Raw genomic sequence first — 9,762 nt, 5'->3', positions numbered from 1 at the left:
TGGCGACGCCGCGAACGTGCGGACGCCAGCCCATGTGACGGACGCGGCCGGCCTTGCCGAGGTTCTGGTTCATGTGGTCGGGGTTCGAAACCGCGCCCACCGTGGCCATGCAGCCGTCCAGCACCATGCGAAGCTCGCCCGAGCCCAGACGGATCTGGGCATAGCCCTGATCGCGACCGACCAGCTGGGCGTAGGCGCCGGCCGAACGGGCCAGCTGGGCGCCCTTGCCCGGCTTCATTTCGACGTTGTGGATGATCGTGCCGACCGGCACCGAGCGCAGCGGCATCGCATTGCCCGGCTTCACGTCGACCTTTTCGCCGGCCACGACCGAGTCGCCCGCCTTCAGGCGTTGCGGCGCGATGATGTAGGCCTTTTCGCCGTCCTCATAGACGATGAGGGCGATGAAGGCGGTCCGGTTCGGATCGTATTCCAGGCGTTCGACGGTCGCCGTGGCGAACTTGCGGCGCTTGAAGTCGATCTTGCGGTACAGCGTCTTGGCGCCGCCGCCGCGGAAGCGGACGGCGATACGACCGCCGGCGCCGCGACCGCCCGACTTGGTCAGGCCTTCGGTCAGCGACTTCTCGGGGCGTCCTTTATGGAGCTCCGAACGGTCGATCAGCACCAGGGCGCGACGGCCCGGCGATGTCGGATTGTATGTTTTCAAGGCCATCTGATCAGAGCCCCGTGGTGACGTCGATCGACTGGCCTTCGGCCAGCGTCACGATCGCTTTTTTGATGTCGACCCGACGGCCCATGATGCCGCGGAAGCGCTTGGTCTTGCCCTTTTGAACCAGGGTGTTGACCTTCAGGACGTTGACCTTGAACAGGCTTTCGACCGCAGCGGCGATCTCGTCCTTGGTCGAGGTGCCCGCGACGCGGAACACGACCTTGTTCTGCTCCGACAGGATCGTGGCCTTTTCCGTGATGATCGGAGCCAGGATGGTGTCGTAGTGTTTGGCGGTGGGTTGAGCGCCGGCCATTACGCGGCTCCCTTCACGGCTTGCGACCGGGCCACTTCGCTGCGCGAGGGCTTGTAGTCGGCATAGGTGGCTTCGATGGCCTCGAGCGCGGCCTTGGTCAGCACCAGCTTGTCGGCCCGCAGGATGTCGTAAACGTTCAGGCCGGCGTTCGGCAGGACGTTGACCATCGGGATGTTGCGGGCGGCCAGGCTGAAGTTGGTGTCGACTTCCGGACCGGCGATGATCAGCGTCTTGGACCAGCCCAGCTTGCCGAAGGTGTCGCGCAGACCAGCGGTCTTGGCGTCCTTCAGCGAGATGTTGTCGACGATGACCAGATCACCGGCGACGACCTTGGAAGACAGCGCATGGCGCAGGGCCAGGGCGCGGACCTTCTTCGGCAGCGAGAAGCCGTGATCGCGAACGATCGGGCCGAAGGCGCGCGAACCGCCGACGAACTGGGGCGCACGGCGCGAACCGTGACGGGCGCCGCCGGTGCCCTTCTGCTTGTACATCTTCTTGCCCGTACGAGAGTTCTCGTTGCGGGTTTGAACCTTGTGCGTGCCGGCGCGGCGCTTGGCCAGCTGCCAGTTGACGTAGCGGGCCAGGATGTCGCCGCGGATGTCGGTGATGCCGAAAACGGCGTCCGACAGTTCGACGTCACCGGCGGCCTTGCCGTCGAGTTTGATGACCGAGAGTTTCATTACGCTTCACCGCCTTCGGTGGTCTCGACGGCCGGGGCTTCTTCGGCCGGCGTTTCGGCCGGTTCAGCAGCAGCGGCGGTCTTCGACGACTTGACGCCACCCGGGAAGGGGGCGTCGGCCGGACGGGCCTTCTTGATGGAGTCGCGGATCTTGACCCAGGTGCCCTCGTGACCGGGGACAGCGCCCTTGATCAGGATCAGGCCGCGTTCGACGTCGACGCGGAACACGGTCAGGTTCTGGGTGGTGACGACTTCCTCACCGAGGTGACCCGCCATCTTCTTGCCCGGGAACGTACGACCGGGATCCTGACGGTTACCCGTGGAGCCGTGCGAACGGTGCGAGACCGAGACGCCGTGGGTCGCCCGCAGGCCGCCGAAGTTCCAGCGCTTCATGGCGCCGGCGAAGCCCTTGCCGATGGTCTTGGCCTGGACGTCGACCTTCTGGCCGGCGACGAAGTGGTCGGCCGAGAACTCGGAGCCCACATCCATCATCGCGTCCGCATCGATGCGGAACTCGGTGACATAGGCCTTGGGCTCCACTTCCAGCTTCGCGAAAGCTTCGCGTTGAGCCTTGTTGGTCCTCTTGGCCTTCTTGCTGCCAGCGCCCAGCTGGAGAGCGACGTAGCCGTCACGCTCCTGGGTACGTTGGCCGACGACCTGGCAGCCGTCTAGCTGAAGCACAGTGACCGGAACGTGCGCGCCGTCATCGGCGAACACGCGGGTCATGCCCAGCTTCTTGGCGATCACGCCCGTGCGCATCGGATCCCGCCTCTTTCTTATTAAATCTTGATCTCGACGTCCACGCCGGCGGACAGGTCGAGCTTCATGAGCGCGTCCACGGTCTGCGGAGTGGGGTCGACGATGTCGAGGACACGCTTGTGCGTGCGGATTTCAAACTGCTCGCGCGACTTCTTGTCGACGTGCGGCGAGCGGTTCACGGTGAACTTTTCGATCAGGGTCGGCAGCGGGATCGGACCACGAACGGTCGCGCCCGTGCGCTTGGCGGTGTTGACGATCTCGCGCGTCGAAAAGTCGAGGACGCGGTGATCGAAGGCCTTGAGCCTGATGCGGATGCTTTGATCCATATCGGTAGCTATTCCCAAGCAGGCGAACCTGCGTCCCTGTGAACCATTTCAAAGACCGGAGGTCTTCAGGCGCGAGGCCTTCAGAGTACGCACGTCCGCAAAAACGATCGGCCCACGCAGTCTCCCGCGAAGGCCGTTGAAGTCCTGGGTCACTGCAAAGAACAGGGTCTCAGGTCGTTCCTGCGAACCGCGTCTGCACCACAAACTCAAGCGAGGTGCACAGCCGGTCCAACAAGAGTGGGGGCTTATGACGGTCGATTCCGTTTCCGTCAAGCGGCGAAAGCAAGGCAGAGGCCTCAGGACGCGCGCCCGCCGGGATTTTTTCGGCATGCCGAGTTCGGCCCCGGTGCCCCCCATGACAGGGGATTCAGGATGCGCCGTTATCCGTCCGCAGCTTCGTCACCCGGCCGCCACAATGCGTGGTCCTGTCGCCACACACAGCCTATGCCGCTGATTTGTGACGGCTTTGTAATGGCAACGCTTTGAGCGTGGCTGATAGCCCGGAGACCCGCCGCGGCGCATCCGGCCGCGGCAAGCAAGGAAAACAAGAATGAAGTCTCTCCTCCTCGTCACCGCCGCCGTCTCCGCCTTCGCCGCGGCTCCGGCCCTGGCCCAGGACGGCCGCGTCGGCTCGGTCGGCGTCACCTATAGCAACAGCGAAGCCGAGTTCGGCGGCGTCAGCGCCGAGTCCGACGACTGGGCCCTCGACGGCGTGGTCGCCATGCCGGCCTTCGGCGCCTGGACCGTCACCCTCGCCGGCGCCGCCAGCCAGTATGACGACGGCTCCAGCGACGACACCACGCTCGCCGGAACCGCCCACCTGACCACCCTGATCAGTTCCGACCTGCGCGTCGGCGGCTTCGTCGGCGCCGCCGACGTGGCCGACGAAACCGCCCTGACGGCCGGCTTCGAAGCCCAGAAATACCTCGCCAGGGCGACCCTGACCGGCGTCGTCGCCTACACCACGGCCGACGATGCGGACCTCGACGTCTGGTCGGTCGGCGGCGACGCGGCCTTCTACGTCACCGACGCCCTGCGCCTTAACGCCGGCGTGTCGTGGATGACCATCGACGACGCCGACGTCGACGGCTTCACCTATGGCGCCGGGGCCGAGTACGAGATCGCCAGCACGCCGTTCTCGGTGACCGCCGGCTATTCGCACTCGGACATCGAGGACCTCGACGTCGACACCTGGACCGTCGGCCTGCGCTACAGCTTCGGCGGCGGCCTGCAGGCCCGTGACCGCGCCGGCGCCGCCCTGCCCGGCGCTGGCGTGATGGGCCTGCTCGGCTCGCTCTAGGCCTGATGCCCGTCTGAACGACGAAGCCCCGGCGGAGCGATCCGCCGGGGTTTTTCCTTGGCCGCTGATATGAAAGAGGGCCCGGGGGTTCCACGCACCGGGCCCTCTGATCCGCAAGGGCGCCGCGATCAGCGGCCGATGCGGATGTCTCCGGAGCCGATGACGCTGCGGCTGACCGCACCGGTGGCCTCGGCGACGCGGACATCGCCCGAGCCGGCGATCGAGATGCTGACGTCGCCCGCCGTGCCGCCGAAGTCGATGTCGCCCGAACCGGCGATGGCGATCTCCATGTTCGGGACCCGCCCGCGACGGATCGTGGTCTCTCCCGATCCGGCGATGGAAATGTCGACGTCGCCATTGGCCTCCGCGACCATCGCCCCGCCCGATCCGGCGAGGCTGATCTCCAGCCGGCCGGTGGCCCCCGCCGTGACATCGCCCGAACCCGCGAGATTGACCTCGAGCGAGCGGGAGGTTCCGACCATCATCGTGCCCGAGCCGCCCGACGAGACCTCGACGGGTCCGTCGGAATTGGCGACCACCCAGTCGCCGCAACCGCCATTGCCCAGTTCGACAGAGGCGGCGCCGCGACCGATCGAGCCGTAGACGGCGCCGCCCGCGTCGATCCTGACATCGCGCGGGGCGCGGATGACGATCAGCGGCGCGTCGTCGACGTTGACACGACCGAGGCCCCTGACCTCGACGGAGGCGCCCTGCCCCGGCCGGGTCTGGTCCGGGCCGGAGCGGCAGTCGCCGATGCCGTCTCCGGCCCGGAAGCCGGCGACGCGGCGGCCGAGGCCCCCGCTGATGCGGACGTCAGCGCCGCGGCGCTCGACCCGCAGCGCGGGCAGCCGCGACGCGCCTTGCTGGATCTCGACGCCGACGTCGGCGCGGTCTTCGACCATGACCACGACCCGGGCGACGGCGTGTTCGATCCCGACCTCGGGTCCGGGATCGGCCAGGGCCGGACCGGCGACGGTCGCGGCGGCGACGGCGGACAGCAGGATGGATTTCATGGCGGGGTTCCCTCTCCGGACTATGCAGAAAGGGTGCGACCGGGCCCCGGCCGAGTCACTTTAAATCGAGGTCATGACCTCGTTGTAAGGAAGCCCGCTCAGCGCATCGCCAGCGGCGAGATCAGACCCTTGTCGGCCGGCGGCGGCTCGTCGCCCAGCTCGAAGGCCCGCTCGTAGGACTCCAGCCGGGTCTTGACCACGCCCAGACGGCGCAGGCCGAGGGAGGCGCTCCACAGGGCCGCGCGGGCGGCCATCGGCGCCCGGTCGGCCGGCAGCACGGGCGCGCCCCAACGGCGCAGCACGCCATTGGCGTAGTGGGCGCCATTGGTCATCCGCGAGCGCCAGGTCTGATAGTCGCACGACAGCGAGACGTTGAAACTGCCCTGGTTCTCGATCCGGTGCGGCGCGTGCAGCGGCCAGGCTATGGCCATGCCGGGCTTGAGATCGAACACCTGCGCCGCCGCATCCATCTCGCGACGGTAGGGCAGGTCCTCGGTCTGCTGCTCCAGCATAATGTTCTCCATCACCCGGCTCGGCAGATGGGTCTCGTCGACGGGATAGACCCACATCCGCTTCTCGCCGCGCAGGTGGAACAGAGTCACCCCCGGCGGATCGGCGTGGAACGGCACCTTGGCCGAAGGCGCCGACAGGATCAGCTGGCCGGTCACCTGCACCGGCCGGAAGCCCGGAACCTCGCGCGACAGCTCGGCGAACACCTGACGCATGGCGTCGGCCAGTTCGGGCCAGTGGTCCTGGATGCGGCGCATCTGGATCCACATGCGGCCGGCCTTCGCCGCCTCCAGCAGGGCCGCGCCGCCGCGCTGACCCTTGGTTCCGGTCTGCAGCATCGCCTGGTCGTCGGCGTCGTAGTGGAAGATGTTGATGTCGAACAGTTCGGCCGGGTGGCGTTCCAGCTGGCGCGCCAGCGCCTCGTCCTCGAACAGGCCGGTCTCCAGCAGGCGGTGGCTGTAGGTCAGCGGGGCCCGCCCGAAGGCCTCGCGCGTCGCGGCGTCGAACGCGGGGATCAGACGATCGGTCATGCGGCGGCTCCCAGGCTCTTGCGCGCGGCGGCGGCGGCGGCGGACGCCGCCCCGGCCCACCAGTCCCCGGCGCGGGTCTCGCAGGCATTGATGATGTCGAAGCGACGGCTCAGGCTCAATTCGAAGCGGCGCAGCGGCGCCGGCCCTCCGGCCATCAGTCGCCCGGCCAGCCGGGTCAGATCGGGGCGCGGCCCCTCCGCCACCCCCTCGAAGACGAGTCCAGCCGGCTCGGCCAGGGCGGTCTTGTAGCCCTCCTCCCCCGCGCCGAAATCGACCATGCGATAGCCGAGTTCCGCCGCCTGCTCCATTTCCAGGCGGGTCAGCAAGGTGCCGACGCCATGGCGGGCGAAGGCCGGATCGTAGGTCGGGAACCAAAGATGCAGGGTGCGGCCGTCGTCCAGCGACGCCTCGGCGGCGACGAGCTCGCCCGCCGCCGTGCGCAGGCTCGCCACCCGCAGGCCGAACCCGGCGGTGCGCCCGGCCAGCAGGCCGTGCAACAGGTCGCCGGTCCAGCCGCAGGCGAAGACGTCGTGACGATGCGACCGTCGGTACTGGTCCCGCTTGTGGGCGATGATCCAGTCCAGCACCGCCGGATCGCGTTCATCCCAGGTGAAGACCGGCTCGCCGTGCTCGCGCTCGAATCCCCGCCGGAGCCGGCGCATGTTCTTGAAGAAGCGATGGCTGCGCGTCTCCAGCCGGGCGGAGAGAGCCTCGCGGCCACCGGTCACATCGGTGGCCAGCCGGGTCCGGACGATGAAGCCGGGGGGCGGCCCGGCGGGCGACATCCAGCCACCGGCCCGCAGGACCCCGCCCAGACGTCTCGCCACCGCGGCCGGGTCGAGACCTTCGGTCGCCGCGGCGATGACGCCATGATAGTCGGTCAGGGGCGCGCCCAGCGGCTGGATCAGCCGGCCTCGCCGCTGGAAGGGGAAGAAGCCGACGGCCATGCCGCCGCGCCGGAACACGGCCAGGGCCGCGCCGGGGACCGCCGCCGCCGCCAGCGCGTATCGGGGATCGAGATACGGGTGATCCAGCCCCGGCTCGGCCGCCCGCACGGCGTCCCACGCCGCCCGGTCCTCCGGCTGCAACGCGTCCGGCCGGATGATGTCGATCTCGGTGGCCCCGTCCATACGTCCTGATCCGGCTGTTCACGCCCAGCATGCGCCAGCCGGCGTTGCGACAGGGTTTAGAGGCTTGGTGAACGAGTTGCTGCGGAGCCGGCGTCGCCGACGGGCGTTGCCTTGCCATCGCCCTATCGTGCACTGGAGCCCCGCATGTCCCCCTCTCCCGAAAAAGGCCGCGCGCCCGGCCGGCAAAACGAATACGAAGAAGAGCGCCCGCCGACCCATGAGGGTGAGCCGCCCCGGCCGGCCCAGGAGCCGCCCGGCTCGGAGGGCAGCAGCAACAGCGGTGAAACCGCCACCGATCCCGCCACCGGAGAACCCAACCCTTGAAATCAGGCGCCCTCGCCTTCGCCCTGCTCGCGGCGGCGCCCGCCGTCGCCGCCGGGTCAGGTCAGGCCGCGCCGCCGGCCTGCCCTGTTTCGGCCGACCACGTCATCGCCAACGACGGTCTTGACCGCAGCCGGGCCGCGGTCGCTGCGGGACGGCTGACCATTCTGGCCATGGGCTCATCCTCGATCGAGGGAGTCGGCGCCACCCGGCGCGAGCTCGGCTTCACGCCTCTTCTGGAGGCGGGACTGGAGCAACGCCTCCCGGGGGTCGAGGTGACGGTGATCAACAAGGGCATTGGCGGCGAAACGGCGAAAGACACCGCCGACCGGCTGGTCGGCTAGATCGAGGCCGGAGACCCGGATCTGGTGATCTGGCAACTGGGGACCAACGATATCCTGCGCGATCGGCCCATGGACGACTTCTTCGCCGACTTCCGGCGCGGTGAAGCCATCCTCGACCGGGCCGGGGTCGACGTCCTCCTGATCGACCCCCAGCGACTGCCCGAAGGCACGACCAATCCTTCGTTTCGCGGGCGCAATCCGGCGCTGGGCGACATGGCCCGGCTGATCGATCTGGAGGGCGGCCGTCTCGGCTACGCCGTGCTGCACCGTTTCGACGCCATGGGAGGCTGGAGCGGTCTGGAACGGGGCGGCGTCGGTCCGGACGACCTGCACCTGAACGACCCGGGCTACGCCTGCTGGGCGGCCGTGACGGCCGAGGGGCTGGCCGCGGCGCTCCGCTGAACGGAACAGCCGGCGGCGCAAGGTGTTGGTCTGGTCCCCGCCTGCTGGAGCCCGCCATGATCGTTCGCCGCCGCCCCGCCCGTTTCGCCCTCGTCGCCGCCCTGCCGCTTCTGGCCGTCGCGGCCTGCGGCGACAATGCGCAGGAGCCCCGGGCGGCGCCTCAACGGGCGGACCCGGCGGCCACGGCCGCGTCGCAACTGCGCCAGTCGATCGAGACGGCGTCCTACAGACCGCCCGTCGCGGCGACCGCGGACGCGCAGACCTCGGGCGAATCGAGCTCCGGCGGCGTCGCGACCTCCGGCGAACCGAAAGCCGCCGACGGCGCCGGGGGCGGCCAGACGTCCAGCGGCCCGGGCGGAGCGGTCAGCGGGGCGCTGCCGGCCGACGCCCGCCCCGACCCCGTCATGGCGCGGGCCCAGATCCTGCTCGACCGAACCCGCTTCTCGCCGGGGATCGTCGACGGTCTCGGCGGCGAGAACACCCGCCAGGCCATCGCCGCCTTCGAGGAGGCGCACGACCTGGAGGTGGACGGGGAACTTGACGCCGAGGTGTTCCAGCGACTGGCCTCGGGCGACAGCCGCAAGGTGCTCACGGACTATACGATTACCGAGGCCGACACCGCCGGTCCCTTCATCGGCAAGCTTCCCGAAGACATCGCCGACATGGGCGAGCTCGAGACGGTCGGCTACGCCGACGCCCGCGAGGCCCTGGCCGAGAAATTCCATATGAGCGAAGCCCTGCTGGATGCGCTCAATCCGGGCGTTGATTTCGCGCGCGCGGGCCAGACCATCGTCGTGGCCGCGCCGGGACCGAATGAACTGCAAGGCGAGGTGGCGCGGATCGTCATCGACAAGGCGGAGAATTCACTCCGCGCCTTCGACGCCGACGGCACGCTGCTGGCCTTCTATCCCGCCACCATCGGCAGCGGAGAGATGCCGTCGCCCTCCGGCTCGCACACGGTGCGGGCGATCGCCCCCGAGCCCAATTACACCTACGATCCGTCGCGGGTCAGCTATGGCGAAGGCGGCGACAAGGTGGTCGTGCCGCCCGGCCCGAACAATCCGGTCGGCTCGGTGTGGATCGACCTGTCGCGCGACACCTACGGCATCCACGGCACGCCCGAGCCGGCCGAGATCGGCAAGACCGCCTCCAGCGGCTGCGTCCGCCTGACCAACTGGGACGCTGAACAGCTGGCCGGCGCGGTCAAGCCGGGCGTCGAGGTGCGGTTCACCTGAGCCGGACCGACCCGCACGGCGAAGCTGGCGGCTTCGCCGGCGCACAGCAAAACGGCCCCCGGATCGCTCCGGGGGCCGTTCGCATTTCAGGTCAGATGACCGGGCTTACTCGGTGATCTTGGAGACCACGCCGGCGCCGACGGTGCGGCCGCCTTCGCGGATGGCGAAGCGCAGGCCCTGGTCCATGGCGATCGGGGTGATCAGCTCGACGTTCAGCTCGGCGTTGTCGCCGG

General features: G+C 69.1%; 12 protein-coding genes and 1 pseudogene. 4 read left to right on the top strand and 9 right to left on the bottom strand.

Annotated features, from left to right (window positions below; all coding sequences use genetic code 11):
- From rplB to rpsJ, 5 genes are all read right to left on the bottom strand, one after another.
- Positions 1 to 670 (bottom strand): 50S ribosomal protein L2 (gene rplB / locus ACK4JY_RS14780; protein ID WP_409606866.1); only part of this gene is annotated, 670 nt, incomplete at its 3' end.
- A gap of 4 nt (positions 671 to 674) precedes the next feature.
- Positions 675 to 980 (bottom strand): 50S ribosomal protein L23, encoded by a 306-nt coding sequence (locus tag ACK4JY_RS14775; RefSeq protein ID WP_298097836.1) that lies wholly within the window; start codon positions 978 to 980, stop codon positions 675 to 677.
- The gene (gene rplD, locus ACK4JY_RS14770) at positions 980 to 1,660 is read right to left on the bottom strand and encodes a 50S ribosomal protein L4 (RefSeq protein ID WP_409606865.1); all 681 of its coding nucleotides are present in this window, start codon (positions 1,658 to 1,660) and stop codon (positions 980 to 982) included. The genes ACK4JY_RS14775 and rplD overlap by 1 nt, the downstream gene beginning before the upstream one ends.
- Positions 1,660 to 2,418: a 50S ribosomal protein L3 gene (gene rplC / locus ACK4JY_RS14765; RefSeq protein ID WP_409606864.1), complete on the bottom strand. Its 759-nt coding sequence runs from the start codon at positions 2,416 to 2,418 to the stop codon at positions 1,660 to 1,662. Before rplC ends, rplD begins: the two co-directional genes overlap by 1 nt.
- Positions 2,419 to 2,438: 20 nt before the next feature.
- On the bottom strand, positions 2,439 to 2,744 hold the full coding sequence (rpsJ, locus tag ACK4JY_RS14760; protein WP_003164367.1) for a 30S ribosomal protein S10: 306 nt from the start codon (positions 2,742 to 2,744) through the stop codon (positions 2,439 to 2,441).
- Positions 2,745 to 3,294: 550 nt separating this feature from the next.
- Between rpsJ and ACK4JY_RS14755 the strand changes: the two genes are divergently transcribed.
- Positions 3,295 to 4,044 carry an outer membrane protein gene (locus tag ACK4JY_RS14755; protein WP_409606863.1) on the top strand — a complete coding sequence of 250 codons (750 nt, stop codon included), beginning with the start codon at positions 3,295 to 3,297 and terminating at the stop codon, positions 4,042 to 4,044.
- A 128-nt stretch (positions 4,045 to 4,172) separates the two neighbouring features.
- Here the strand turns inward: ACK4JY_RS14755 and ACK4JY_RS14750 are convergent, their stop codons facing one another.
- The 3 genes from ACK4JY_RS14750 to ACK4JY_RS14740 all read right to left on the bottom strand — a co-directional run bounded on the left by ACK4JY_RS14750 (position 4,173) and on the right by ACK4JY_RS14740 (position 7,227).
- The gene (locus ACK4JY_RS14750) at positions 4,173 to 5,057 is read right to left on the bottom strand and encodes a GIN domain-containing protein (RefSeq protein ID WP_409606862.1); all 885 of its coding nucleotides are present in this window, start codon (positions 5,055 to 5,057) and stop codon (positions 4,173 to 4,175) included.
- A gap of 98 nt (positions 5,058 to 5,155) precedes the next feature.
- Positions 5,156 to 6,097: a transcriptional regulator gene (locus ACK4JY_RS14745; protein ID WP_409606861.1), complete on the bottom strand. Its 942-nt coding sequence runs from the start codon at positions 6,095 to 6,097 to the stop codon at positions 5,156 to 5,158.
- On the bottom strand, positions 6,094 to 7,227 hold the full coding sequence (locus tag ACK4JY_RS14740) for a GNAT family N-acetyltransferase (RefSeq protein WP_409606860.1): 1,134 nt from the start codon (positions 7,225 to 7,227) through the stop codon (positions 6,094 to 6,096). The genes ACK4JY_RS14745 and ACK4JY_RS14740 overlap by 4 nt, the downstream gene beginning before the upstream one ends.
- 320 nt (positions 7,228 to 7,547) lie before the next feature.
- Between ACK4JY_RS14740 and ACK4JY_RS14735 the strand changes: the two genes are divergently transcribed.
- From ACK4JY_RS14735 to ACK4JY_RS14725, 3 genes are read left to right on the top strand one after another with little or no spacing between them, the layout of a single operon-like run.
- A complete protein-coding gene (locus ACK4JY_RS14735) occupies positions 7,548 to 7,892 on the top strand; it encodes an SGNH/GDSL hydrolase family protein (protein WP_409606859.1) in 345 nt (114 codons plus the stop codon).
- Complete coding sequence (locus ACK4JY_RS14730) at positions 7,893 to 8,294, top strand: SGNH/GDSL hydrolase family protein (protein WP_409606867.1); 402 nt, start codon at positions 7,893 to 7,895, stop codon at positions 8,292 to 8,294.
- Between the two features lie 56 nt (positions 8,295 to 8,350).
- Positions 8,351 to 9,529, top strand: coding sequence for a L,D-transpeptidase (locus ACK4JY_RS14725; RefSeq protein WP_409606858.1), 1,179 nt, complete (start codon positions 8,351 to 8,353; stop codon positions 9,527 to 9,529).
- A gap of 105 nt (positions 9,530 to 9,634) precedes the next feature.
- On the opposite strand, the pseudogene tuf reads toward ACK4JY_RS14725, so the two are convergent.
- Positions 9,635 to 9,762: pseudogene (tuf, locus tag ACK4JY_RS14720) on the bottom strand (elongation factor Tu); the annotation flags it as partial.

It is taken from the genome of Brevundimonas sp. (assembly GCF_046295595.1).
In the GTDB taxonomy this organism is placed as follows: Bacteria; Pseudomonadota; Alphaproteobacteria; order Caulobacterales; family Caulobacteraceae; genus Brevundimonas.
Note: the sequence above shows the minus strand (reverse complement) of the source record. Positions and strands in the feature narration are given on the sequence as shown.

What these genes read in the sequence shown, in the direction of transcription:
- rpsJ (WP_003164367.1), bottom strand. Translation starts at nt 2,744, where the DNA reads ATGGATCAAAGCATCCGCATCAGGCTCAAGGCCTTCGATCACCGCGTC.
- ACK4JY_RS14740 (WP_409606860.1), bottom strand. Translation starts at nt 7,227, where the DNA reads ATGGACGGGGCCACCGAGATCGACATCATCCGGCCGGACGCGTTGCAG.
- ACK4JY_RS14775 (WP_298097836.1), bottom strand. Translation starts at nt 980, where the DNA reads ATGGCCGGCGCTCAACCCACCGCCAAACACTACGACACCATCCTGGCT.
- ACK4JY_RS14745 (WP_409606861.1), bottom strand. Translation starts at nt 6,097, where the DNA reads ATGACCGATCGTCTGATCCCCGCGTTCGACGCCGCGACGCGCGAGGCC.
- rplD (WP_409606865.1), bottom strand. Translation starts at nt 1,660, where the DNA reads ATGAAACTCTCGGTCATCAAACTCGACGGCAAGGCCGCCGGTGACGTC.
- ACK4JY_RS14750 (WP_409606862.1), bottom strand. Translation starts at nt 5,057, where the DNA reads ATGAAATCCATCCTGCTGTCCGCCGTCGCCGCCGCGACCGTCGCCGGT.
- ACK4JY_RS14725 (WP_409606858.1), top strand. Translation starts at nt 8,351, where the DNA reads ATGATCGTTCGCCGCCGCCCCGCCCGTTTCGCCCTCGTCGCCGCCCTG.
- ACK4JY_RS14755 (WP_409606863.1), top strand. Translation starts at nt 3,295, where the DNA reads ATGAAGTCTCTCCTCCTCGTCACCGCCGCCGTCTCCGCCTTCGCCGCG.
- rplC (WP_409606864.1), bottom strand. Translation starts at nt 2,418, where the DNA reads ATGCGCACGGGCGTGATCGCCAAGAAGCTGGGCATGACCCGCGTGTTC.